At 55.6% G+C, this 23,719-nt stretch carries 23 protein-coding genes, 2 pseudogenes and 1 riboswitch; of the genes and pseudogenes, 10 read left to right on the plus strand and 15 right to left on the minus strand.

Annotated features, from left to right (window positions below; all coding sequences use genetic code 11):
- Positions 1-154 precede the first annotated feature (154 nt).
- A complete protein-coding gene (locus V3851_RS00430; protein WP_331844525.1) occupies positions 155-835 on the plus strand; it encodes an SOS response-associated peptidase in 681 nt (226 codons plus the stop codon).
- Between the two features lie 66 nt (positions 836-901).
- Here V3851_RS00430 and V3851_RS00435 read toward each other — a convergent pair whose 3' ends face one another.
- From V3851_RS00435 to lepB, 3 genes are all read right to left on the minus strand, one after another.
- A complete protein-coding gene (locus V3851_RS00435; RefSeq protein WP_331844526.1) occupies positions 902-1,948 on the minus strand; it encodes a 2,3-butanediol dehydrogenase in 1,047 nt (348 codons plus the stop codon).
- A 198-nt stretch (positions 1,949-2,146) separates the two neighbouring features.
- Positions 2,147-2,383: a hypothetical protein gene (locus tag V3851_RS00440; RefSeq protein WP_331844527.1), complete on the minus strand. Its 237-nt coding sequence runs from the start codon at positions 2,381-2,383 to the stop codon at positions 2,147-2,149.
- Positions 2,384-2,415: 32 nt separating this feature from the next.
- The gene (gene lepB / locus V3851_RS00445; protein WP_331844528.1) at positions 2,416-2,967 is read right to left on the minus strand and encodes a signal peptidase I; all 552 of its coding nucleotides are present in this window, start codon (positions 2,965-2,967) and stop codon (positions 2,416-2,418) included.
- Between the two features lie 200 nt (positions 2,968-3,167).
- On the opposite strand from lepB, the gene V3851_RS00450 reads away from it, so the two are divergent.
- On the plus strand, positions 3,168-4,076 hold the full coding sequence (locus V3851_RS00450; RefSeq protein ID WP_331844529.1) for a LysR family transcriptional regulator: 909 nt from the start codon (positions 3,168-3,170) through the stop codon (positions 4,074-4,076).
- Here the strand turns inward: V3851_RS00450 and V3851_RS00455 are convergent.
- Positions 4,064-4,873, minus strand: coding sequence for a carbon-nitrogen family hydrolase (locus V3851_RS00455; protein ID WP_331844530.1), 810 nt, complete (start codon positions 4,871-4,873; stop codon positions 4,064-4,066). The two genes, V3851_RS00450 and V3851_RS00455, sit on opposite strands and share 13 nt — an antisense overlap.
- A 469-nt stretch (positions 4,874-5,342) precedes the next feature.
- Between V3851_RS00455 and proB the strand changes: the two genes are divergently transcribed.
- The 5 genes and pseudogenes from proB to V3851_RS00480 all read left to right on the plus strand — a co-directional run bounded on the left by proB (position 5,343) and on the right by V3851_RS00480 (position 9,571).
- The gene (proB, locus tag V3851_RS00460; protein ID WP_331844531.1) at positions 5,343-6,449 is read left to right on the plus strand and encodes a glutamate 5-kinase; all 1,107 of its coding nucleotides are present in this window, start codon (positions 5,343-5,345) and stop codon (positions 6,447-6,449) included.
- 368 nt (positions 6,450-6,817) lie between these two features.
- On the plus strand, positions 6,818-8,065 hold the full coding sequence (locus V3851_RS00465) for a glutamate-5-semialdehyde dehydrogenase (RefSeq protein ID WP_331844532.1): 1,248 nt from the start codon (positions 6,818-6,820) through the stop codon (positions 8,063-8,065).
- 16 nt (positions 8,066-8,081) lie between these two features.
- On the plus strand, positions 8,082-8,942 hold the full coding sequence (gene proC, locus V3851_RS00470; RefSeq protein WP_331844533.1) for a pyrroline-5-carboxylate reductase: 861 nt from the start codon (positions 8,082-8,084) through the stop codon (positions 8,940-8,942).
- Between the two features lie 45 nt (positions 8,943-8,987).
- Positions 8,988-9,248, plus strand: a pseudogene (locus V3851_RS00475) (class II aldolase/adducin family protein); the annotation flags it as partial.
- Between the two features lie 197 nt (positions 9,249-9,445).
- Positions 9,446-9,571, plus strand: a complete 126-nt coding sequence (locus tag V3851_RS00480) for a hypothetical protein (RefSeq protein ID WP_331845225.1) — start codon at positions 9,446-9,448, stop codon at positions 9,569-9,571.
- 1 nt (position 9,572) lies between these two features.
- Here the strand turns inward: V3851_RS00480 and gcvH are convergent, their stop codons facing one another.
- Positions 9,573-9,968 carry a glycine cleavage system protein GcvH gene (gcvH, locus tag V3851_RS00485; RefSeq protein ID WP_331844534.1) on the minus strand — a complete coding sequence of 132 codons (396 nt, stop codon included), beginning with the start codon at positions 9,966-9,968 and terminating at the stop codon, positions 9,573-9,575.
- 222 nt (positions 9,969-10,190) lie between these two features.
- Positions 10,191-10,289: riboswitch (glycine riboswitch) on the plus strand.
- A 206-nt stretch (positions 10,290-10,495) separates the two neighbouring features.
- On the opposite strand from gcvH, the gene gcvT reads away from it, so the two are divergent.
- The 3 genes from gcvT to gcvPB are packed head-to-tail and all read left to right on the plus strand — an operon-like array spanning position 10,496 to position 14,476.
- Positions 10,496-11,611 carry a glycine cleavage system aminomethyltransferase GcvT gene (gene gcvT, locus V3851_RS00490; RefSeq protein ID WP_331844535.1) on the plus strand — a complete coding sequence of 372 codons (1,116 nt, stop codon included), beginning with the start codon at positions 10,496-10,498 and terminating at the stop codon, positions 11,609-11,611.
- A gap of 31 nt (positions 11,612-11,642) precedes the next feature.
- Complete coding sequence (gene gcvPA, locus V3851_RS00495) at positions 11,643-13,001, plus strand: aminomethyl-transferring glycine dehydrogenase subunit GcvPA (RefSeq protein ID WP_331844536.1); 1,359 nt, start codon at positions 11,643-11,645, stop codon at positions 12,999-13,001.
- Positions 12,998-14,476 carry an aminomethyl-transferring glycine dehydrogenase subunit GcvPB gene (gcvPB, locus tag V3851_RS00500; protein ID WP_331845226.1) on the plus strand — a complete coding sequence of 493 codons (1,479 nt, stop codon included), beginning with the start codon at positions 12,998-13,000 and terminating at the stop codon, positions 14,474-14,476. Before gcvPA ends, gcvPB begins: the two co-directional genes overlap by 4 nt.
- 263 nt (positions 14,477-14,739) lie before the next feature.
- Here gcvPB and V3851_RS00505 read toward each other — a convergent pair whose 3' ends face one another.
- The 10 genes and pseudogenes from V3851_RS00505 to V3851_RS00550 form a co-directional block, all read right to left on the minus strand.
- The gene (locus V3851_RS00505) at positions 14,740-15,246 is read right to left on the minus strand and encodes a hypothetical protein (protein WP_331844537.1); all 507 of its coding nucleotides are present in this window, start codon (positions 15,244-15,246) and stop codon (positions 14,740-14,742) included.
- A 74-nt stretch (positions 15,247-15,320) separates the two neighbouring features.
- Positions 15,321-16,253, minus strand: coding sequence for an undecaprenyl-diphosphate phosphatase (locus tag V3851_RS00510; RefSeq protein WP_331845227.1), 933 nt, complete (start codon positions 16,251-16,253; stop codon positions 15,321-15,323).
- A gap of 14 nt (positions 16,254-16,267) precedes the next feature.
- A complete protein-coding gene (locus V3851_RS00515; protein WP_331844538.1) occupies positions 16,268-16,885 on the minus strand; it encodes a DedA family protein in 618 nt (205 codons plus the stop codon).
- Between the two features lie 1,462 nt (positions 16,886-18,347).
- Positions 18,348-18,770: pseudogene (locus V3851_RS26915) on the minus strand (FtsX-like permease family protein); the annotation flags it as partial.
- 61 nt (positions 18,771-18,831) lie between these two features.
- Positions 18,832-19,602, minus strand: coding sequence for an ABC transporter ATP-binding protein (locus V3851_RS00525; RefSeq protein WP_331844540.1), 771 nt, complete (start codon positions 19,600-19,602; stop codon positions 18,832-18,834).
- Positions 19,603-19,698: 96 nt separating this feature from the next.
- A complete protein-coding gene (locus V3851_RS00530; protein ID WP_331844541.1) occupies positions 19,699-20,697 on the minus strand; it encodes a sensor histidine kinase in 999 nt (332 codons plus the stop codon).
- Positions 20,694-21,395, minus strand: a complete 702-nt coding sequence (locus tag V3851_RS00535) for a response regulator transcription factor (RefSeq protein WP_331844542.1) — start codon at positions 21,393-21,395, stop codon at positions 20,694-20,696. The genes V3851_RS00530 and V3851_RS00535 overlap by 4 nt, the downstream gene beginning before the upstream one ends.
- 144 nt (positions 21,396-21,539) lie before the next feature.
- On the minus strand, positions 21,540-22,646 hold the full coding sequence (locus V3851_RS00540) for a hypothetical protein (protein WP_414859239.1): 1,107 nt from the start codon (positions 22,644-22,646) through the stop codon (positions 21,540-21,542).
- Positions 22,643-23,128 carry a hypothetical protein gene (locus V3851_RS00545; protein ID WP_331844543.1) on the minus strand — a complete coding sequence of 162 codons (486 nt, stop codon included), beginning with the start codon at positions 23,126-23,128 and terminating at the stop codon, positions 22,643-22,645. Before V3851_RS00545 ends, V3851_RS00540 begins: the two co-directional genes overlap by 4 nt.
- The gene (locus V3851_RS00550; protein ID WP_331844544.1) at positions 23,125-23,658 is read right to left on the minus strand and encodes an RNA polymerase sigma factor; all 534 of its coding nucleotides are present in this window, start codon (positions 23,656-23,658) and stop codon (positions 23,125-23,127) included. Before V3851_RS00550 ends, V3851_RS00545 begins: the two co-directional genes overlap by 4 nt.
- Positions 23,659-23,719: the final 61 nt, after the last annotated feature.

The raw sequence follows: 23,719 nt of genomic DNA on the forward strand, positions 1-23,719 counted from the left end.
CTGTTGAGAATAAATATATCATCTCTCGTTTCATTGTTCCAAGATATAATAACTATAATATTGATAGTTTGATCCTATAAGTGAACCGGCCCGTTCCTTTGAATTTTTGAATGCCGCGAATTACAATATTGGTAAAACGCTAAGGAGCCCTCTTATGTGCGGACGATATACCCTTACCATATCATTGGATGAGCTGATTTTAAGATATCTTATCGAAGAGTCGACAATGGCATATTTCACGCCAAAATATAATGTAGCTCCCTTCCAGAAGGTTCCGGCGATTGTCGGGAGCAAGGCGGGCAACCGGCTGGGCGAGCTCCGCTGGGGCCTCGTCCCGTCATGGGCCAAGGATGATAAGATCGGAAGCAAAATGATCAACGCCCGTGCGGAAACACTGACGGAAAAGCCGGCATTCGGCCGGCTGCTCTCCTCCCGCCGCTGCGTCATTCCGGCGGACGGCTTCTACGAATGGCGGCAAAATGCGGGCGGGAAGCAGCCGTACCGGATTCTGATGCGGGACGGCGGCATTTTCTCTTTTGCCGGGCTGTACGATATCTGGACCGGTCCGGAAGGCGACAAGCTGGCTACTTGTACGATCATTACCACCGAGCCCAATTCGTTGATGGCCGAGATTCACAACCGGATGCCCGTCATCCTCCGCCGGGAAGAAGAAGCTGCCTGGCTGGACCGCGAAAATACGGATGTGCCGTCGCTGCTTAAGCTATTGAAGCCGTATGGCGCAAACGAAATGCGAGCCTACCCCGTATCTTCTGCAGTCGGGAACGTGAGGAACGATTCGGCGGAGCTGCTGGAGGAAATTTCAGAGCCCAAATAAAAAAGCAAGGCAGAGACCTCCCCTGCCCTGCTTATTTTATTGCCGAAGTTTCAAATTTCCTTGCCGTTATCCACGCGGATTCACCAAAATTTTCGATTGGCTCTTATCCTTGATCAGCAGCTCCAGACCGTCTTCGACCAGGTTGTCCAAGCCGATTTTCTTCGTGATGACCTTCTTCACGTCCAGTTGGCCGGCGGAGATCAGCGCGATGACTTCGGGGAAGACATGGCGGTACGCCAGAGAGGCCGTAATTTTCAACTCTCCGATCAGAACCGGAGTGACGTCCAGCGTGACCGGCTTGGCAAAGGCGGCGATAATCATCAATTGCCCGCCTTTCTTCAACGAATGGACCGCGCTTGTAAAAGTGGCTTGAGCGCCGGCCGCTTCATAAGCGACATCCACGCCAAGCGGGAACAAGGAACGGACTTTTGCGTCCACGTCCTCTTCCAGGCTGTTGACACTCACCGTAGCGCCGACCTCGAGCGCCTTTTCCAGGCGTTCCGCGGAAATATCGACCGCGATAATATTGGCGGCTCCGGCGGCTTTGGCCGAGATGATCGTCAACAGGCCGATCGGTCCCGCGCCGAAGACAATCACATTGTTTCCGGCCTTCAGATCGCTGGATTTGACCGCTTGAAAAGCTACCGCCGCCGGTTCCACCAGCGCGCCTTCCTCCATGGACACATTGTCCGGCAGCTTGTGGACCTTGCCGGCGCCGACGATCGCATATTCGGCAAACCCGCCGTCCGCGTTCAGGCCCAGGAATCCGAACGTGTTGGAAAGATTGTATTTGCCCAAGCCTGCATAGTAATCATCCTGCGCGTAAATCAAAGGCTCGATCGCCACCCGGTCGCCAACGGCCAACCCGCTAACGCCTTCTCCTATCTCCGTAACAACCCCGGCGAATTCATGGCCGAGCGTTAAAGGAAGACTGCGCCCGCTCACCGGATGCGGCGTTTCGGATACGCCCATGCCGTGATGGTAGGCGTGGAGGTCGCTCCCGCAAATCCCCGTCCAGTCGACTTGGACTTTGACATTCCCGGCCGTTGCGTTCGGTTCGGGAATATTTTCGATGCGTACGTCTTTTGCGCCGTAAATAACAGCCGCTTTCATGAATAAGCATCTCCTTAACATTCGTTTTTTGATAAATATGAGAAGTCTGTAAAAATTGTCATTGACATTTTTAATTATAACACTGTTATTTCGCCGGCAACAAAAACGCATCGCCATTAGCTTGGCTTACACCCATAAAAAAGGCGCCGCGATCCGTTTCGGATTACAGCGCCTTCCCAATTTTCTTTTCCCGGCAAACTACGGTTTCCATTTATGCTTGCACTCTGTGCAGCGGTTGACTCTGGGCATCATGAAGCTGAATACCGAGATGATTATAAAAACGAATCCCAAGATCAACAACGGCCAGTACACGAGCAAACCGAGCCACAGCAGGCAGCCGCCGGCGGCAAACCACAGCAGAAAATAGTACAGCTTGCCTCTGGAAACCACCTTATTGGATTTGCATTTGGGACAAGATTCCCATACATCCGTCATTTCATTCTCTCCTCATATGCGATGCCGGCGAATCAGAAATCGATCCCCATTACATGATCCAGCGGGACCGGGCCGATATTCCGGCTGTCATTGCTGTTGTTGCGATTGTCGCCCATTACGAAGATGTGATCCTCCGGTACTTCAAACACTTGTTCGACGCCGGTGTTCATCCGCTCCTTGATATACGGCTCCTGCAGCGCCTCTCCGTTGCGGTATACCTGGCCGTTCTTGATTTCGATCGTATCTCCGGGCAGCCCGATCACTCTTTTGACGTAAAAAATTTCTTCCTCTTGCCCGCCCGACAGAAGCTTGATTAACGGGTGTTCTTTCAAGTCGTCCAGAAAGGACCGGCTCCGGTCAACCCGGCTGTCAATGATGACTATATCGCCATATTCGGGCAGCTTGTCGAGCGCATGGCTGACTTTCCAGGCATAAATCCGCTGATTGTCGTTCAGGGTAGGCTCCATGGAATGGCCTTCGACTTTATAGGGCTGAATCACGAAAATTCCGATGAATAAACTGAGCACAAAGCCGATCACGACGGCGATGCCCCAGCCTTGAATCTCTTTCCAAACCTTTTTCAAACCGTACACCTCCATCGTAAACTTATCATAATTATCATAATTATGTATCTATTATACATGCAACTTCGGGTCCATCTCAAACTTGTTTCATGAATATACCCGTTTGCTATAAACAACTGTTAGAGGACTCCTGCCAACCGCCTATATAGGTTATAATGTTTAATAGGTAAAACTTATAAAGATTTTAACGAGGTGAACATATGGAACTCCGCCAGCTTCAATATACGCTGCAAATCGCCGAAGAACGCAATTTCTCACGGGCCGCCGACAAGCTGCATATCGCTCAGCCTTCGCTCAGCCAGCAGCTGTCCAAGCTGGAGAGGGAACTCGGGGTCAAGCTGTTCCAGCGCAACACCAGCACCGTCGAACTGACTTACGCGGGCGCCAGCTTTATCGAGCATGCCCGCAAAATCATGGACGCCGTCGAGCAGCTCCGCCAGGAAATGGACGACATCTCCCAGCTTAGGGCCGGGCGTGTCGTCATCGGCAGCATGCCGATCACCGGATCGCATCTGCTACCTTATGTGCTGCCCGCGTTTAAGGAGGCTTACCCGGATATTCAAGTCGCCCTGCTGGAGGATACGTCACTGAACCTGGAGAAACTGACCGCCGGGGGCGGAACCGACCTCAGTCTGCTGTCGCTGCCGTTGCAGGAGCCGACTCTGACCTATGAGCCGATCGGAGAAGAAATCATCGATTTGGCCGTGCCGCCGCAGCATCCGCTGGCGTCTTTCGAAGCCAGCCCCGGAGGAGTTGCGCTGGAGCAGCTCAAGGACGAGCCGTTTATCGTCCTGAAGAAAGGCCAGGGCTTCCGCAAGCTGACGATCGACCTGTGCCGGAGCGCCGGCTTTGAACCGAATATTGTATTTGAAAGCAACAATATCGAAACGGTGCAATCATTGGTGGCCGCCGGGATGGGGATCACGCTGGTGCCCCGGTTCATCGCCCGCTCGAAACGCAGCGAGCTGATCCCGGTGTACATTCCGCTGTCCTCCTCCCCGAGCCGGACGCTGGTGATCGCCTACCGCCGGGGCCGCTACTTGTCCAAGGCGGCCGAAGCGTTTATCGAAACGTTCAAATCGACGCTTACCCAGCGCTACAGCTCATAAAGCCCGGGCCGCCGGTCGGCGAATACCGGGATGCGTTCCCTGACCTGCCCCACCAGGTCCAGGTCGATCGCTCCCGTGACGATCTCTTCCCCTTCACCGCCCTCGGCCACGGTTTCGCCCCAAGGGTCGATGATGAGCGAATGTCCGAAGAAGGCGTCATTGCCGCTCGCGCCGGTCCGGTTGCAGGCGATCACGTACATCTGGTTCTCGATCGCCCGCGCCGCCAGCAGCGTCCGCCAGTGATGCAGCCGGGGATGAGGCCATTCCGCCGGCACAAACAGCGCTTTGGCGCCATTCAGCGCCAGCGTGCGGATCAGCTCGGGGAAGCGGATATCGTAGCAGATGGCCGCGCCGGCCTTGAAGCCGTCAAGTTCGAATAAGACGGGCTGTTCTCCCGGGGCCAGATGCTTCTCTTCCTCCATCAGCCGGAACAGATGGATTTTGGAGTAAGCGCCGGCTTCCCTTCCTTCCCGGTCAAACATCAGCATTGTATTGTAGACCCGGCCGTCCCGCTTCTCCGCGATCGAACCGGCTACGATATGAATGCCGTGATTCCGGGCAAACGATGATACCCAGGCCCGGGTATCCTGCCCTTCGGGGTCGGCGAGGCCCCCGATTTGCGGCAGCGCATACCCGGTGTTCCACATTTCCGGCAGAACGATCACATCCGGTTTCACGGGCGCGGCTGCGGCCTGTTCCATTTTGTCCGCAAGCCGTTCCCGGTTCAGGCGCGGATTCCCGAGCGCGATATCGCACTGGATCAGCGCGATCTGCCATGCTTTTGCGTTGCGGTCCATCGACTAAGCAACCTCCTCTACTCGCATCTATTTATATATGACAAATTACAAAATGCATGATTCTGACTCTCATCATATAGGGCCTTCCGCAGCCGTGCAAGTCTTTCCCGCTTCGGCAGCCTCGGGCCAAATCCGCCGTTTTCTTTTGCAAAGCCTCCATCGGCATGGTATTCTATCAATAAACGTAATGACGGGACCAGTAAGAGATTGACCAGCGGACCTAAAGAGAGCAGATTCCATCGGCTGCGAGAATTTGCGGACCGCCCCTCCGAATCCTACCCCCGAACGGCCGGCCGACAACGCCGGACAGCGCCCCTGTTACCGGGCTATATGAGTCGGATGATCAATCATCAATAAAGGTGGTACCGCGGAAGTCGAAACTTTCGTCCTTTGCATGCAAAGGCGGAAGTTTTTTTGGTTTCATCGAAAAATTGCATTTACATATTTATTACATTAAGGAGTGATCTCCATGCAACGCCGTATTGTCGTGAAAATCGGCAGCAGTTCACTGACTACCCCGGAAGGAGGACTAAACCGGGATGCCATCGCCTATTTCGCCGCCGAGCTGGCCGCTTTGAAGTCAGCGGATATACAAGTGCTGCTTGTTACCTCCGGCGCCGTGGCCGCCGGATTCCGCGAGATCGGGTATGCGGAGCGGCCGAAGCTGCTGCACGAGAAGCAAGCCGCGGCCGCCGTCGGACAGGCGCTGCTCATGCAGGTTTACCGGGAAGAGCTGGCCTTGCACGGTGTGTCGGCCGCCCAGGTGCTGCTCACCCGATCTGATTTCCAGAACCGGAAGCGGATGGGAAATGCCAGCATGGCGCTGGAAGAGCTGCTGGGCCGCGGCATCCTGCCGATTATCAACGAAAACGATACCGTTTCGGTCGACGAATTGAAATTCGGGGACAACGATACGCTGTCCGCGCTGGTGGCGAATCTGATTAAGGGAGATCGGCTTCTGATTCTGACCGATACCGACGGTCTTTATACCCGGGATCCCCGCATCGACCCCTCTGCCGAACGGATCGGGCACGTGAAGGAAATCACCGAGGAGATTTACGGAATCGCCGGCGGAGCGGGCTCTTCCGTAGGCACGGGCGGCATGCGCTCCAAGATCGACGCGGCCAAAATCGCTTCGCGCGGCGGCGTGCCGGTGTTTGTCGGGAAAGCGAGCCTCCCGGGCGAGCTGCGGCAAATCGTCGACGGCCAGGGGCGCGGGACTTATTTCGAGTCCCATGGCTCCGCCCTGCCGCGAAAGAAGCAGTGGCTCGGGTTCCTGTCGACCCCGATCGGGAGCCTGCTGGTCGACGCCGGAGCCGAAGAAGCGCTCATCCACGGCGGGCGCAGCCTGCTTCCGGTCGGCGTCCGCGGAGCCAAAGGGCATTTCCAGACCGGCGACGTGGTCGAAGTGCTTAGCGAGGATGGCGAGGTACTGGGCCGCGGAATCATCAATTATGACGCCGAACAGCTCCAGGAAATCCTCGGCCTGCCGAGCAGCGAGGTCATGAAGCGGGTGCACGAGGTGCATCGTTTGGAAGTCATACACCGCGACGAGTGGATCTCTCTAAAATCTTAGGCGGGCGGCGGCGCGCGGCTATTTTGCCGTTTTCCTTTGCATTGGTAGTTATTGCGTGGTATTCTATCAGTAATCAAACCGGATAGATTGCTTCACCGAAACGTGATGACGGGACCAGTAAGAATGATCAGCGGCGTATTTCAGAGAGTAAATTCCGAACGGCTGCGAGAATTTACCGCCTGCCCTTTCCGAACCTATCCCCGAACGGCCGGCTGTCCAAAGCCGGACAGACGCCCCTGTTACCGGGCTCAAAGTCGGATGACCGATAAGTCATCAATTAAGGTGGTACCGCGGAAGTATAACTTTCGTCCTTTGCTTGGCAGGGGCGGAAGTTTTTTTATTTTTCATTACGTTTGGAGGGTTCTGTGATGAGCGAAGTGATACAAAAAGCAAAGCAGGCCGGCACGGCGGCGGCCGTATTGAACAGGCTGACGACCAAGGAAAAAAATGACGCCCTGCTTGCGGCGGCGGACGCGCTGCTGGCGAATGCCGATGCCATCATCGCGGCGAATGAAGAAGATTTGCGGCGCGGGCGGGATAACGGCACATCGGCCTCCTTGCTGGACCGCCTGGCCCTTGACGGGCAGCGGATCGCCGGGATTGCCGAAGGCCTGAGGCAGATCGTCGACCTGCCCGATCCCGTCGGCGAAGTTCTGGAAACGATCGAGCGGCCCAACGGCATGCTCATTACGAAGAAACGCGTTCCGCTCGGCGTAATCGGCATCATTTACGAGGCTCGCCCCAATGTGACGGTAGACGCGATCGGACTGTGCCTGAAAACGGGCAACGCCGTAGTATTGCGCGGCGGCTCCTCCGCCATCGCATCCAACCGCAAAATCGTGGAAGTCATTCACCAGGCATTATCGTCCACTTCGGTGCCCGCGGACGCGGTGCAGTTGATCGAAGATACGGACCGGGCGTCTGTGGATGAAATGCTGCGGGCCAACGGATTGCTGGACGTGGTCATTCCGCGCGGCGGCAGAGCGTTGATCCAAAATGTGGTGCAAAACGCCACCGTGCCCGTCATTGAGACGGGGGCCGGAATATGCCACACCTATATCGACGAATCCGCCGACCCGCAGATGGCGCAGGACATTGCGCTGAATGCAAAAGTCCAGCGGCCCTCCGTCTGCAATGCCATGGAAACCTTGCTCGTACACGAGCGGTTTGCGGAACAGCGGCTGCTTCCAATCGCCGAAGCGATGCGGCAGGCGAATGTCGAGCTGCGCGGCTGCGCCAGAACGCGGCAGCTTGTCCCTAGGGCGAACGAGGCGGCGGAACAGGATTATGCAACGGAGTATAACGACTACATTTTAAACATTAAAATTGTCGAAGGTTTGGATGAAGCGTTGGCGCATATCGCCCGGTTCGGGACGAAGCATTCCGAATGCATCGTCACGGAAAATCGCGAGCATGCGGAGCATTTCTTGCGTGAAGTGGATGCGGCCGCCGTATATCATAATGTCTCCACCCGTTTTACCGACGGATTTGAATTCGGGTTCGGGGCGGAGATCGGCATCAGCACCCAGAAGCTTCATGCCCGGGGACCTATGGGTCTGCCGGCACTGACCTCGACGAAATATGTCATTCAAGGAAACGGCCAGATCAGACCGTAAAAGGGAGGAAAATAATTTGAGTTTCTTGCATACAAACCCAGAAGAGAACATTACATTTTATGGAGCGGGATCGATGGCCGAGGCCGTCGTGCGCGGACTCATTTCCCGTTCGGTGGCCAAGCCGGGGCAAATCTCCATGTTCAACCGGAGCAACCGGGAGCGCCTGGCTTACCTTTCGGAGCATTACGGAGTGAATACCGCCGCCGATCAAACGGAAAAAGACGAAATGATCCGGAGCGCCTCGATTATCTTTCTTGCGATGAAGCCGAAGGACGCCGGAGAAGCGATCAGCCGGATACGCCCCCTGCTGTCGGAAAAGCAACTGATCATTTCGTTCATCGCCGGCTTGTCGATCGGCACCATTCAGCAACTACTGGGCACAAAACAACCCGTCGCCCGCACGATGCCGAACACCTCGGCCACGATCGGCCTAGGTACGACGGGGATATCCTTTTCGCCCGAAGTCGATGACGAGCAGCGGCAAAAAGTGCTGTCCTTTTTTGAAGCCGTGGGCAAAGCCGTCGTTATCGAGGAAAAGGATCAGGAAATTTTGACCGGAGTATCCGGCTCCGGACCCGCTTATATTTACTACATGATGGAGGCCATGATCGCCGCGGGAATCGAAGGCGGTCTGTCGCCGGAACAATCGCGGGAATTGACGGAGCAAACCGTGCTGGGCGCCGTGATGATGATGCGCGAGACAAAGGAAGATCCGGCCAAGCTGCGGAAGGACATCACCTCGCCGAACGGCTCGACCCAAGCGGCCATCGAGGTGCTGAGCGCCGGAGGGTTCACCGAAATTGTAAAAGCCGCCGTACACCGCTGCGCCGAGCGTTCCCGCGAAATGGGAGAAGAAGTAAAAAAAGCCCTGCTCTAAAAAGGAGAGCATAGCCATGAATTTTTCCGACACAAACAGACGACCTTGGATGAGCTAAAGGCCATTCACCGCCAATACGCTGACCAGGGCTGGTTTCCCGGCGTAACCGGCAATCTGTCGGCGCGCGTCGGCGGGTTTGCGCCGCGGTGCTTTTACTTTGCCATATCCGCGGCCGGGCGATTTCTGTTTGTCGATCAGGACGGAAGGCCCTGTGAAGCTACCGCTCTTTCGCTCGCGGCGGAGTCGTCGATTCATGCCAAGATCTACCGTTTGACCGGCTGCGGCGCCGCTTTTCACGTGCACACCGTCTATAGTCATGTAATCGGCGAATATTATGGAGGGCGCGGAGACGATCCTATCCAAAGGCCGGAAATATTCAAGGAGCTGGGGATTTGCACGGAGAACGCCGCCCCTTTGCACATCCCGGTTATCGCAGGTAGCGCCGACCCCGCTGCCGCGGCAAACAAATTCCGGCGGCGCTTTCGTCCCGACCTCCCCTGCTTATTGCCCGCAATCGCGGCATCTATGTCTGTGGCGGCAACGTACATGAAGCAAAGCGGCGCCTCGAAGGTTTTGAATTCGCCTTTGAAGTGTTGTACCGCTCCCTGCTTCTGCCGCCCAAGACCTAGATTATTCATCGATATGTTTGGCGTATGCCTCCGCATTCAGCAGTTTGGCGAAAGCGTCGTCAGGCTGATCCCGCAACCGGATGCGCACCATCCAGCCCTTATCGTACGGATCGGAATTGACCAGTTCAGGTTCGTCTTCCAATTGCCCGTTGATTTCCAGCACTGTTCCGCTTACGGGCGTAAACAGGTCGGAAACTGTCTTGACGGATTCGATCGTTGCGACGCCATCCTCCGCTTCTACCTCCCGACCGATTTCGGGGAATTCTACAAACACAATATCGCCGAGGCGATGCTGGGCAAAATCCGTTATGCCGATTTTTACCGTACCGTCCCCCAAATCCCTAACCCATTCATGCTCCTCGCTATAGTAATAATTGTCTTTGATTTCGCCTGCCACGAACTAAGCCTCCCCAACCGTATTGGCAAATACTATAAAACATAGTTCTGTTTTATAACATATTCTACCCTCCTTGGACATGTCAAGATTACTTACAAGCTAACCTTACGAAAATTATTGTAATCGTTATCAATTACAATAATTACTTAAATTTTTATTTTTCATGATAATTTTGTTGACATAGGAGCATGTTTTACGTATTAATGGATTTAAAACTAGCGATTGAAGGTAATGGGAGAGATTACTGCACAGTAACGCCGAAGGAGCAAGCCGCTTGGAGAAAGCGGTGAATCTCTCAGGCAAAAGGACCTTTACCGGACGCGACTCTGGAGAGCATCTGCCGGTTAAACCGCAGATCACCCAAGGGGAAACCCGTACCGCTTCATATTGCGGGGTAACTATCAGGTACAAGGGACAGAGCCAAAGAATGATATGCATTTTGCATGCTTATTCTTTGGCCTGTCTTTTTGTTTTTCAAAAACATGAGATAAGAATATGGCTAATAAGGCCACTGCGAGGTGATGAACATGTCGGATTTGCTGAGAACCCCGCTTTTCCCCCTCTATGGACAATACGAAGGCGCCCGCTGCATCGATTTCGGCGGCTGGGAGCTGCCCGTGCAATTCGGCGGCATTCAAAAGGAACATGAGGCCGTACGCCAGGCGGCCGGGTTGTTCGATGTTTCGCATATGGGCGAGTTTGTGATCGAAGGGCCTGATGCGGAAGCATTTTTGCAGCGGATGACGACCAACAATGTCAGCGACCTGGTCCCGGGAAAAGCCCAATACACGCTGATGTGTTATCCGGATGGCGGCGTCGTTGACGATCTGCTTGTCTATAAGCTGGATGAACAAAAATTTATGCTCGTCGTGAACGCCTCCAACATCGGGAAAGACTGGGACTGGCTTGAGGAGCAAAGCCGACCCTTTAACGGCGGCGTCCTTATGTATGACCGTTCCGATGCCACCGCTTTGCTTGCCCTGCAAGGGCCGCGGGCGGCGGCGATCATAGGCGGCATTTGCGATGCCGACATCTCCGGCCTGGAGTCGTACCGGTTCATGGACGGTGTTCGCGTCGGCGGCATCGCCGTGCTTCTCTCCCGCACCGGTTACACCGGGGAAGACGGGTTCGAACTGTACGTGCCGGCCGAACATGCGGCAGAGCTCTGGCAAGCGCTGATGCGGGCCGGAGAGCCGTACGGCCTCGTGCCGGCCGGACTCGGAGCGCGGGATACGCTGCGGTTTGAAGCCCGCCTTCCGTTATACGGCCAGGAGCTATCGGCGTCGATCTCGCCGCTGGAGGCCGGGGTCGGGATGTTCGTCAAACTGAACAAAGGCGAGTTTATCGGCCAAAGTGTTCTGGTGGAGCAAAAGTCGGCCGGGGTGCCGCGTAAGCTCGTCGGACTTGAAATGATTGACCGCGGCATACCGCGCACGCATTATCCGGTATTCGCGGATGGCGTGCAAGTCGGCGAGGTTACAACCGGAACCCAGTCGCCTACGCTCAAAAGAAACTTGGGGCTGGCGCTTGTCGACAGCCGGTACGCCGCTGTCGATACGCTGCTGGAAGTGGAAATACGCGGCAAGCTGCTCAAAGCGAAAGTTGTTCCGACCCCGTTTTACCGTAGAGCCAAATCCAAGTGACCTTCAACCGGAGAAAGGAGAATCGAAAGCCATGAAACACCGCTATCTCCCGATGACCGAGCAAGACCGGGCGGAAATGCTGTCCGCCGTCGGCGCAGAATCGGTTCAGGAATTGTTCAAGGATATTCCCGAAAATATCCGTTATCAGGGGGATCTCCCCGTCTCCCCGGCGCTGGACGAGTTTGCGCTGACCCGCCACCTGTCCGCGCTCGCGGCGCAAAACGCGGATACCCAGCGATATGTCAGCTTTCTCGGCGCCGGCATCTATGATCACCATATACCTTCCGTGGTCGGCCATGTCATATCCCGCAGCGAGTTTTATACGGCGTACACTCCGTATCAGCCGGAAATCAGCCAAGGCGAGCTGCAGGCCATATTTGAATTTCAATCGTATATTTGCGAACTGACCGGGCTCCAAGTGGCCAACGCCAGTATGTACGACGGCGCGACAGCTCTGGCCGAAGCAGGCAATCTCGCGGCGGCCGCCACCCGGCGCAAGCGGCTCGTCGTGTCGCGGGCCGTTCATCCCGAAGCCCGCGAGGTGCTGGCAACATATGCGCACGGTCTCAACCTGGAGCTGGTCGAGATCGGGCAGCGAGGCGGCCGGACCGACGCGGACGCGCTTGCGGACGCCATTACGGACGATACGGCGGCCGTGCTGATTCAATCGCCGAATTTCTTCGGCGCGATTGAGGATGTCCTCGGCATCGCCGAGCTGATTCACCGCCGCGGCGGCCTGATGGTCGTCAGTGCGAACCCGCTGTCGCTCGGCCTCTTGGAAGCGCCCGGGAAGCTCGGGGCCGACATCGTCGTCGGCGATGCCCAGCCGCTCGGCATCGACGGCTCCTTCGGCGGCCCGACCTGCGGCTTCTTCGCCGTGGCCGAAAGCTACATGCGGCGGATTCCCGGCCGGATTGTCGGTCAGACGACCGACCGGAACGGCAAGCGCGGCTTCGTGCTGACGCTGCAAGCGCGCGAGCAGCATATCCGCCGCGAGAAAGCGACCTCCAACATCTGCTCCAATCAGGCCCTGCTCGCTTTGGCCGCCTCGGTGTACTTGTCGACGATGGGGAAGCGGGGAATGGTCGAGGTCGCGAAGCTGAACCTGCGGAAATGCCATTACGCCAAGGCACGTTTAGCCGCGATTCCCGGAGTGTCCCTCCCCTTCGCCGCGCCTGTCTTTAATGAATTTGTCCTCCGGCTTCCAGATTTCAAGATGGAACAGCTTCAGCGCAAGCTGCTGGAAGCCGGATTTATCGGCGGCTACGATCTGAGCCGCAGTTATCCCGAGCTCCCCGGACATATACTGATCGCGGTTACCGAGAAGCGCAGCAAGGCGGAAATCGACCAATTTGCCGTTGTACTGGAGGAATCGTTATGCGTGAAATGAATCAGGAGCTGCCTTTGATTTTTGAGATCGCCTCTCCCGGGCGGATCGCCTACTCTTTACCGGAGTGCGACGTACCGGACGTTCCGATGGAAAGCCTGATTCCGGCGGACCTGCTGCGCGGCGAGCCCGCCGCCCTGCCGGAAGTGTACGAGGTCGACGTAATCCGTCATTATACCGCGTTGTCCAAACGCAATTTCGGGGTGGATAACGGATTCTACCCGCTCGGATCCTGTACGATGAAATACAATCCGAAGATCAACGAAGATGTCGCCCGTTATCCGGGGTTCGCCAAGATCCATCCTTACCAGCCGGAGGAAAGTGTTCAAGGCGCACTCGAGCTCATGTTCCGGCTGCAGGAAGACCTCAAGGGCATTACCGGAATGGATGCGGTAAGCCTGCAGCCCGCGGCCGGCGCGCACGGGGAATGGACCGGGCTGATGATGATCCGGGCCTATCACGAATCCCGCGGCGAATGCCGGACCAAGGTGATCGTGCCGGATTCCTCGCACGGCACGAACCCGGCCAGTGCCTCGGTCGCCGGATTCCGGACGGTGACGATCCCGTCGACCCCGAGCGGCCTCGTCGATCTCGAGGCGTTGCAGGCCGCCGTCGGTGCCGATACGGCCGCGCTGATGCTGACCAATCCGAACACGCTCGGCCTGTTCGAAACGCAGATCGCGGAAATCGCCGACATCGTGCATGGGGCCGGCGGGCTGCTCTATTACGACGGAGCCAACTCCAACGCGATCATGGGCATAACCCGGCCCGGCGATATGGGCTTTGACGTCGTCCATCTCAACCTGCACAAAACGATGAGCACGCCGCACGGCGGCGGCGGTCCCGGCGCGGGCCCGGTCGGCGTCAAGAACCTACTGATTCCGTTTCTGCCGGAGCCGCGAATCGTGCAGACCGAAACCGGCGGCTATGCGATATCTGCGGGCTATAACCGCCGGGGGGAAGACGGCGGCTCTTCCATCGGCAGGGTCAAGGCGTTCTACGGCAATTTCGGCATCCTTGTCCGCGCCTACGCCTATATCCGCAGCCTTGGACCGGAAGGTCTCCGGCAAGTGTCGGAGAACGCCGTACTCAACGCCAATTACATGATGCACCGGCTGGCGCCGTACTACGAAATGCCGTATCCGGGACCGTGCAAGCACGAATTCGTCATGTCCGGCAGCGGGCTCGGGGAATACGGCATCCGCACCCTGGACGTCGCCAAACGGCTGCTCGATTTCGGCTACCACCCGCCGACCATTTACTTCCCGCTGAATGTACCGGAATGCATGATGATCGAGCCGACGGAAACCGAAAGCAAACAAACGCTCGACGGCTTTATCGACGTCATGATCGCGATCGCGGAAGAAGCCCGGACCAACCCGGACATCCTGCTTACCGCTCCGCACAACACGCTTGTCACGCGCCTCGATGAAACGGGCGCGGCCAGAAAGCCCGTGTTGAATTGTACGTGCGGGTAAGTAAGTGAAGCGCGCTAATCACGCCGCAGCCGAATACATTACGGCAGTTTGACTAATTAACTGGATTTCCTCCCGCTAAATTGCCTCCTTCCTGCCATTAGCCAAAAATAAATGGAAAACCTCCATTTATTTTGCGGCTTTTCATCCCGGGAGGATGGAAAGTGCAAAAATAACGGGAGGTTTTCCAGTTAATTTGCTGATATTCGAGTTTTGATAAAAATTAGCTGTATGTTTCCCAGTTAATCCATTCATCTATTCATCTACTAGTCTATTACTTCAACAGACTTTCCTTCTGTTTCCAGTTCATAATTCAGCGCCGTCCCGTTTATATAAACAGTAAATTCGGCAACGGCCCTGACTGTATAATTTCCCGGCTGACGTATTCTATAGCTGAACTTCTCGGCGTATTCACCCTCGCCGTCCAGTGTCCGATGCACTCCGACATCCGCCAGAAACGTTGCCGGTATTATGCTATTCCCCGAACTGTCCTGTATAGAATAGGTAAACATTTGCTTCCTGCTCTCCACCTCAAGCTCGGATGCCGACTCGTTTTGCAAATATGCCGTAATTTGAAACACTCCGTCTTTAGATACTTGTTCCGGCACAGAAATCCTCACCGATAACGGGATTTGTTCATCATCGTTTTTTGCATCCTCTAAATAAGCAGCCTTGGATACCTCTGTTGCCGCTGTCACGCTCCGGGCCGTGGTAGATTGGCACCCCGCCGAAACGAAACCGAAACAAACGAGCAGTATCATAAACCTTTTCATGAGTACGCACCCCCTGTAACTATGACGCTAGGAGATGCTTTATGTTGCAACTGTTGGAGTATCCCATTTCCAGCTTACCAGAAATAGAGAGCTCCGATCACAACCGCGAGCAGAATGCGGTACACGGCGAACGGCACGAGCTTGATCCGGTTGATCAGCTTCAGGAAGAAGCGGATCGATACCAGCGCGAACACGAAGGCGCTGATGAAGCCGGCGATGAAAAACGGCATCGCGTCGATCGTGAAATACTGCCAGTTTTTCAGCAGAGAGAGCCCGCTCGCTCCGGCCATAACCGGCACGGCCATGATGAAGGTGAAATCGGCCGCCGCCCGGTGGCTCAAGCCGAGCAGCACCCCGCCGGAAATGGTCGAACCGGAGCGGGAGAAGCCGGGCCAGATCGAGAGGCATTGGAACAGGCCGATGCCAAACGCCTGCTTGTAGGTGATCTGATCCACTGTGTCCGCCTTGGCCACTTTTGGGCCGAAACGGTCGGCCGCGATCATCAGCAGCGCTCCGACGACCAGCCCGATGAGGACCGTGGCCGTGGAGAACAGATACTCGTCAATGAGATCCTCAAACAGAACGCCGAGTATCCCGGCCGGGATCAATCCGACGATCACTTGCATCAACTTAAGACGCGGCCCTTCCGTGTTGGGGATACGGCTTTTCGCTTCTTCAATATCCGTTTTAGCAAGACCGTTGTTCGCACTCACGTTCTCCGCCTCGGCATTCCCGTTTCCGTCTCTTCCCTTTTTGCGGCCCAGCCGCGACAGACCGAGCAAATCGATGAAACGGTCTTTGAATACGACGAGCACGGCCAATATGGAGCCGAGTTGGATAACCACCTTGAACGTATTGGCTACATATTTGGAGCCGAACAAGCTCTCCGTCTTTAACCACATACCGTCAACGATGATCATATGCCCGGTAGAGGAGACGGGGGCAAACTCCGTCAACCCTTCTACCAGACCAAGAATGATCGTTTTAATCAAATCAATGAAGTCCATCATTTCTCTCTCTTTCAGCTATTTTTGGATTTTCTTCGTCTCCGCAGCAGCAGATAACCCCCGGCTACAACGCAAAGAGCGATGAGCGCATATGCGATGTTCGAATAAACATCCATAAACTCGACGATCTTTTCCCAAGATCCGCCAACGGCGGCCCCGACGGAGACCAGCACGACATTCCAGATCAGCGTACCGATCGTCGTAAACAGCAGGAACACGCCGAATTTCATCTTCGACATCCCCGCCGGAATGGAGATCAGGCTGCGAATCAACGGAATCATGCGGCAAAACAGCACCGTCCAATAGCCGTACTTGTCAAACCAGGCGTCCGCTTTGCGGATATCCTCTTTCTTAAGGCGAAGAAAACGTCCGTAACGATCGATCCAATTCTCCAGCCGGTCCACGTTGATGAGATAACCGATGCCGTAGAGCACGATCGCGCCGAGGATCGAACCGACGGTGGCGGCGATGACCACTCCGGTAACCGTCAAGCTGGAATAAGTGGTCATAAAGCCTCCGAAGGTCAGAATGACCTCCGACGGGATCGGAGGAAACACATTTTCCAGCGCAATCAGCAGCAGTATCCCGGCATAGCCGAACTGTTCCATGATACTCGTAATCCAGTTTTCCACAAGCAACCTCCACTTTGGTATGTTAGTGATCCGTTTTATGCAAATTGCGCAAATACCGGGCGCGGATGAACAAGAAATAGACGATCTGCACGAGACAGAAGCTGGTCAAGATGATTCCTGCTTCCCAGGCGATTGAAATATACAGAAAGCTTTGCAGCGCGATAAACGCGAACAGGCTGTGCAGCATGGCTACCCCGATCGGCAGGAAAAATAAAAGCGCGAGTTGAACCGTCACTACCCGGTTCATTTCCTTCCCGGTCATGCCCAGCTTCGTTAAAGCGGCGTATTGGCGCCGGTCCGCATCAAGATCGCTGTATAAGCGGAAATAGAGAAAGCTGCCCGCCGCGATAAAAAACACGGTTCCTACCAATAAGGCGAAAAACAGCAGCGCCCCAAACGTTGTCCGCTGGACCTCGTACAATGTGCCGCTCACCGTCAGTGCATAAGGCGCCCCCCGGTTATAGGCCATTTTCCCGTTATCCGCCAGATCCTCGGCGATCCCCGCGGTCCCTTCCAACCGATCGGCGTAAAATGCCGTATAAGACTCAATCCTATCGACTTGATCCAGACGCTCCAGCAATCCGTCGCCTACCACCAATCCGGAGAAAGTGCCGCCGCCGTTTGCTCCAAGCTCCGGCAGCAAATATTCGGGGATGGCCACATGCCCGGTAATCCCGGCTTCATGAAGCCGCATCCCTTGTTCCCCAAGCAAATAAACCGCGGGTTTTCTTTCCCGCAGCAGCGGCCTCTCCCGCTCCGAGCTGATCAGGACAAGCGCTTCGTTATTCCGGGGAGCTTGCTCCTCGAAGGGGAAACCCGCAGCTTGCACCATCCGCCTGTAATCCGAAAAGGCGATCAGCGGCAGCGTCTCCCGCTTAGCATCCGGCCTATCGGATACGGCGTCGACAAACACCAAGTCCATTTTCTCCGTGCGAAAATGTATCCCTTTGGCGGCAAGCTCCGCGGAAATTTTCGCGAGATGCTCCTCCTCCGCCCCGCTTCCGTCTTTCGCCACATATCCGATTTCGGAAGGGTAATCCAGGGCGAATTCACCGGACAAACGGTTGATCGAAGCAAACATGCCTATGGCGCAAAATGTCACCGTCGAAATGATCGTGACGATAAACAGAATACGGGCATTGTCTTTCATCCGGTAAGACAGATTGGAGACGAGAATCAGATTGCTTTTCCGCCAATACCGGGTGAGATTTCTCTTGATGAATCCGAGCAATACCACACTGGCCTGCGTAAAGAAGAGATACGTCCCCGCGATCGTCATCAGGATAACCGGAAGCATACGGGCTTCTACCTCGGAAGCCGAAGCCGTGGCGGCCAGGCCATAGCTCGCCAGCAGCAAAACCGCCGCAAGCAAAGCTTGTACTTTCGAAGGCTTCGGCGAAGTGTCCCGTTTCGCGCCCGACTGAAGCAGATCGATCGGCCGGGTAGAGCCAAGCAGAAGAGTCGTGCAGAGCGAAATGACCAAGAATAGCAGCAGGAAAGCGAATACCGTCAGCAGCAGGCTGTAAAACGACACATGAAACGGCAGCGGATCGATCCCGAGCAGCTCCGCCCCGGCCAACAGAAACAGCTTCGCTGTAAGCAGGCCTGCCGCAATTCCGGTGCCGAGCGCCCCCGCGCCGACGAGCATATTTTCCAAAAATATCATTTTGCGTAGCTGGGTTACCGTCATGCCGTGCATCAGCAGCAGCCCGAACTCCCGTTTGCGCGAGCGCAGGAACGACCCGACGGAATACAGCACAAACAGGAAGCAGAACACGAACATGATCACTTCCGCCTCCGCCAGCACCAGCAGTGCCGAGTTCCAAGCCACCTGCGATCTCAGCCCGGGATGGAACAAGAACAGGGCGCAGACGAAGAAGATCATCACCGAAAAGGCGCTGCTCAGGAAATAGGCGGCGTAGGTGCGTTTGTTGCGCAGTACATGACTAAAGGCGAACTTGCGAAAGGTGATCGGTGTCACCTCCCAATAGCGACATCATGTCGATGATTTTTTGGAAGAACGCCTGCCGGTTCTCCCCGCGGTAAATTTCGTTATAAAATCTGCCGTCCTTGATAAAAATCACCCGATGGCAGAAGCTGGCGGCAAAAGCGTCGTGCGTGACCATCAGAATCGCGGTCCCTTCCTCGACGTTCATCATCGTGAACGCCTCCATGACGTCCCTTGAAGCTTTGGAATCGAGATTCCCGGTCGGCTCATCCGCCAGCACCAGGGAAGGACGGTGGATCATGGCGCGGGCGATCGCCGTCCGCTGCATCTGGCCGCCGGAAATTTCCCGCGGGTATTTACCCAGCACGTCTTCGATTCCCAGCCTGCGGGCGAGCTCCAGCGCGCTTTGCTTCATCCGGGCGACCGGAGCGCCGTCCAGGGTCAGCGGCAGCACGATATTTTCCTCCACGGTCAGCGTATCCAGCAGATTGAAATGCTGAAAAATAAATCCCAGCTCGCGCCGCCGGAACAAGGCCATCTCCTCGCTCCCCAGCTCATGCGGATTCCGCCCGCGGATCGTGACCGTGCCGGTGGTCGGCTCGTCGATGGTGGCGAGCACATTCAGCAGCGACGTTTTGCCGCTTCCCGACGGTCCCATTATGCCGACGAATTCCCCGTCCTCCAGGGCAAAAGACACATTGTCCAGCGCTCTTGTCGATATGGTTCCTTCATATATTTTCGACAGCTCGCCGGCCCGCAAAACCGTCATACATCGCTCCTCCTCATCCGAGATGTTCTCATTATACCTGCGCCTTGAAACGGCAAGCCATGGCTCAACCTTACATTACCTTACGACACTGTAAGGTTATCGAGCGGATTTCCGCGATTCCGTTTGAAATATAAAACGAACCAAAGTGCCCTGCCCGATTTTGGATTCCAGCTCTACGCCATGCCCAAGCTCCAGGCAAATTTGCTTGACGAGATGGAGACCCATCCCGGTGGATTCCCGAAAATTCCGGCCGTTCTCTCCGGTAAAATAGGCGTCGAATACGCGCGGCAAATCGCTGTCCGGGATTCCGACGCCATCATCCTGTATTTCCAGCACCGTTTCATCCCCGCGGCGGAACCCGCGAATTTGGAGGTTACCGGTTTCCTTGGCCGTATACTTTACCGCATTGGTGAAAATTTGCGTCAGCACGAAGGTCAACCATTTCTCGTCGCTGGCCACCGTCAGCGGCCCGGCCGTAAATTCCGTCCGCGGAAACACTTTGCTGCGGATGAACAACCGTTTCTGCGCCGATACGGCGGCGCGAACAAGCGATTCCAAGTCCAGCTTTTCCACGACGAAGTCCTGGGAAAAGGCATCAAGCCGCGCCGAATAAAGCACCAGATCCAGCCCTTGGCGCAGCCGGTCCAGCTCGTCGCCGATCGCAACGGAGTTGGGGTCGGCGCTGTCCTGGATCATCAGGTGGATGACGGACACCGGAGTCTTCATCTGATGCACCCATTGGCTGATGAACTGGGTATGATGATTGATTTTATTTTGCTGGCGGCTCAGTTCGGAAACATAATGACGGTATTGCTTTTTGAGCAGACGATACAAGGACTCGGACAGCGGCGTTGTCGCCTTCACCTCTTTAAAAACATCCAGCCCGTCCCCTTGCTCCAGGCAGCGGTAGAGCGACCGGTTCGTGATGTAGCGGTATACGAGATACGCCGTCAGCAGGCATCCGCTGAGCAGCGCCGCATACAGCACGATGGCGAGATTCCGGTATCCGTCAAGCCAGAATACGCCGGCAACGGTCGCAAGCTGGAGGATATAGATTCCGATCAGCGGGCGCTGATCCCGCAAAAACAGCCTCATGATTCCATCTCCCAGTTGGGGACGAGCCGGTATCCGCTTCCCCGCACCGTTTGCAGCGCGTCTTCGATCCCCAAAGCCGACAGTTTTTTGCGGACCCGCGTCACGTATACATTAAGCGTATTGTCGTCGACAAACGCCTGATCGTCCCAGATTTTTTCCAGCAGCCGATCGCGGCTGACGACTTCCTCGCTTCGCGTCATCAATTCATCCAGCATTTTCACTTCGGTCAAGCTGAGCTCCGTTTTTTGATCCTGCAGACTTAAATAAAGCCGATCCTTGTCCAGGCGCAGCCCCGCAAGCTCCACGACGCGCTCGCCGCCGGTCCCGGCGTAAGTTCCGTAACAGCGGCGCAGCTGGCTCATGATTTTCGCCAGGACGATATCGTAATCGAACGGTTTGGTGATATAGTCGTCCGCCCCGTTTTCCAGCGCCATGACCTGGTCCATCTTGCCGTCCCGGGCAGAGATGAACAGAATCGGACAGGTAGACAGGTTGCGTATCTGTCTGCACCAGTAGTAACCATCGTATTTCGGCAAATTGACGTCGAGCAGAACGAGATGCGGCTCCGCGGCCGCAAACTCCTCTTTGACTTTGCCGAAGTCGGACACGAGGCGGGTATCGTAGCCGAATCTTTGCAAATATTGTTCCAGCAGCCCGGCAAGCTGACGGTCGTCTTCGACGATGAATATTTTAAACATGTCGGTTTCTCCTTTTAATGACCTTTGATTCTAGCAGGCCTTGAGAGAATTGTAACAAAATTAGCGGCCCAAAAAAATAGAGAGGGAATCCCGGGTAACCGTCGGCCCTCTCTACTGTTATAATATTAATTCGGTTGGTCCGCATCAGATGTCGGTATCATCCAGGTGAAACGACCGGTCGCGGTCGCTGCGGCCGGACAAGAGCTTGATGCCCCCGCCGATCAAGACGACCGCCACAAGAATCGGTCGCAAATATTCGCTGATCAAATAGCGAAGTTCAAGATAAGGAAACCATCTGTCCAGTGCGGGGATGATTAACTCCACCCCGACAAAATAGACGCCGAGCAACAGCAGCGTGAGCCCGATCCAGTGCTGACTGCCACCTCTGCCCTTAATCAGCGGAATATCTTCCAGCGGCAAAACCCCGTACCGGCTAATTTGCTGCAGGCCGTCAAAAAAGCTGTAGCACCAAATAATCGGCACAATGAACAAAAAGGCGGACAATCTGAGCGTTTCGATAACGTAGTAGCTTCCCAGGAACAGTATCATAAGCTGCAGCCCGCGTTTTTGCAAACCCAAATACATTTGCCCCGCCCCCGGAAAGGCCGAGAGCAGCGTCGCCAGTACCTTGCTGCGCCGCCCTTCGATCCGGCCCGACTCCCACTCGTCCAGCAAAGAGCGGTCCTCCAGCAATTCCCCGGCCTGTTTGCGGTGGATCAACTGTACGGCGTCGAACATGCAGTACATCCAAATGATCGGCAGCAGCGCCAGGAAGAGCAAAAATACCGTTTCATGCGTCATCCCGGTTACGAACAGCATGATCGTCGTCAGGCCGAAGAACATGATCAGAAAAGACAAGCCCCGCTGTACCAGTCCCAGTTGAAAATGGCCGAGCCCCGGGATAAAGGACAGCAGAATCGTAAAGAAGCGCTCGGTCTCGGCCTCCCCCTTCCGCGGCATGCCCTGCGGGTCATAAGGCGATCTTTCCTGAGCCGCAGGCTCGCGGACCATAATAATGAACAGATCCAGCATCGAGATGAACCAAAGAATCAGCGCCCCGATAATAGCGGCGAGGAATATCTCTCCCACATTTGTCGCCGCCCCGGCGACAAAACCGAACAGCAGACCGCCAAAAAGGAATAACGGGTAAAATACTCCCCTCATTCTTCGCCCCCAATATAAATGTCCAAGGCCCGGAATAAAATTCAATATAATCGCCAGCATTCGGCTGCGGTAATAAGTCAACTTCATTCATCCTTTCGTCTTTCGTTTAAAGTTTCGCCGGTCCGCTCCACCCACTGCGCCGCCTGTTTAATCAACTGATGGCTAAGCGGCGTATCCATCGTCCGGCTCTTGCTATTTGAAGCCGCGCTCGCCCCATCGGACAATACGTCGAAGGCACCCCCGCTAAGCAGCAGGAAGGTGACGGCAGCCGCAATAATATACTGCAACAAGGGACGGTGGCGGCGTCTTCGATGTGCCTCCGCCTTCCGGCCGGCTTCTTGCTCCGGAAGCAGGGACAGTACGCCGTCGGCAAACCTCCGGTCATTGCCGAGTGCCGGAAGGTCCGCCTCCAAGGCGATGAGCTCCTGCATATAGGCCCGAAACGCGGACTCGTCGTCCTGAAGCAGTTTGTCCAGTTCCTCTGCTTGTTCGGGGGGAAGCTCGCCGCGAATGTATGTCTTCCACAGTTCCTGCTGCGTCGCAGTCATTCCGCTAATCGTTTCCTTCATCGCCATTCCTCCTTCTTCCAATGCTCGCGGATCCAGGCTCTGGCCCGGTACAGCTTCGATTCCACCGTCTTCACACTCTGCGTCAGTTCGGTTGCGATCTCTTCCTGGCTTTTGCCTTCTATGTAAAAGGCGGTAACGACCTGCCGGTGGCCCGGCGGAAGCTGGGCGATTTTCTGGTGAAGCTCGCTTTTTCGTTCATCGTCGATCATTTCCTTAAGGTGATCATCCTCTACGGCCGGCAGCTTCGCGGCTACGTCCGCAGGGTCCCATTGCTCCTCGCGGCGACGGTCCCGCCGCCGTTTGATATCTATCGCTTTGTTGACGGCAATTCTCGTCAGCCAGGTCTTGATTCCTTGCGATCGGTACGTGGAGAGAGATTTATAGACTTGAAGGAAAGTTTCCTGTGCGGCATCCTCCGCCTCTTTCTCGTCATGCAGAACGGAAAAAGCTGCACGGAATACCAGGTTTCCGTATTCGGTTACGAATTCGCGAAAAGCGGCTCGGTTGCCCTGCTTCATTTGTTCGATCAATGACTCCTCGCCGATAACTCTCTCCTCCTTCCCGAATATATAGACGAAGCAAACGAGGCTT

The organism is Paenibacillus haidiansis, from assembly GCF_036553665.1.
In the GTDB taxonomy this organism is placed as follows: domain Bacteria; phylum Bacillota; class Bacilli; order Paenibacillales; family Paenibacillaceae; genus Fontibacillus; species Fontibacillus haidiansis.

Coding starts and splice junctions, on each gene's coding strand:
- V3851_RS00505 (WP_331844537.1), bottom strand. CDS start 15,246: ATGAAAAGGTTTATGATACTGCTCGTTTGTTTCGGTTTCGTTTCGGCG.
- V3851_RS00525 (WP_331844540.1), bottom strand. CDS start 19,602: ATGACGGTTTTGCGGGCCGGCGAGCTGTCGAAAATATATGAAGGAACC.
- gcvPB (WP_331845226.1), top strand. CDS start 12,998: ATGAATCAGGAGCTGCCTTTGATTTTTGAGATCGCCTCTCCCGGGCGG.
- gcvPA (WP_331844536.1), top strand. CDS start 11,643: ATGAAACACCGCTATCTCCCGATGACCGAGCAAGACCGGGCGGAAATG.
- V3851_RS00540 (WP_414859239.1), bottom strand. CDS start 22,646: ATGAAGTTGACTTATTACCGCAGCCGAATGCTGGCGATTATATTGAAT.
- V3851_RS00510 (WP_331845227.1), bottom strand. CDS start 16,253: ATGGACTTCATTGATTTGATTAAAACGATCATTCTTGGTCTGGTAGAA.
- V3851_RS00435 (WP_331844526.1), bottom strand. CDS start 1,948: ATGAAAGCGGCTGTTATTTACGGCGCAAAAGACGTACGCATCGAAAAT.
- proB (WP_331844531.1), top strand. CDS start 5,343: ATGCAACGCCGTATTGTCGTGAAAATCGGCAGCAGTTCACTGACTACC.
- V3851_RS00450 (WP_331844529.1), top strand. CDS start 3,168: ATGGAACTCCGCCAGCTTCAATATACGCTGCAAATCGCCGAAGAACGC.
- V3851_RS00545 (WP_331844543.1), bottom strand. CDS start 23,128: ATGAAGGAAACGATTAGCGGAATGACTGCGACGCAGCAGGAACTGTGG.
- V3851_RS00440 (WP_331844527.1), bottom strand. CDS start 2,383: ATGACGGATGTATGGGAATCTTGTCCCAAATGCAAATCCAATAAGGTG.
- V3851_RS00530 (WP_331844541.1), bottom strand. CDS start 20,697: ATGAGGCTGTTTTTGCGGGATCAGCGCCCGCTGATCGGAATCTATATC.
- V3851_RS00455 (WP_331844530.1), bottom strand. CDS start 4,873: ATGGACCGCAACGCAAAAGCATGGCAGATCGCGCTGATCCAGTGCGAT.
- gcvT (WP_331844535.1), top strand. CDS start 10,496: ATGTCGGATTTGCTGAGAACCCCGCTTTTCCCCCTCTATGGACAATAC.
- V3851_RS00465 (WP_331844532.1), top strand. CDS start 6,818: ATGAGCGAAGTGATACAAAAAGCAAAGCAGGCCGGCACGGCGGCGGCC.
- V3851_RS00535 (WP_331844542.1), bottom strand. CDS start 21,395: ATGTTTAAAATATTCATCGTCGAAGACGACCGTCAGCTTGCCGGGCTG.
- V3851_RS00430 (WP_331844525.1), top strand. CDS start 155: ATGTGCGGACGATATACCCTTACCATATCATTGGATGAGCTGATTTTA.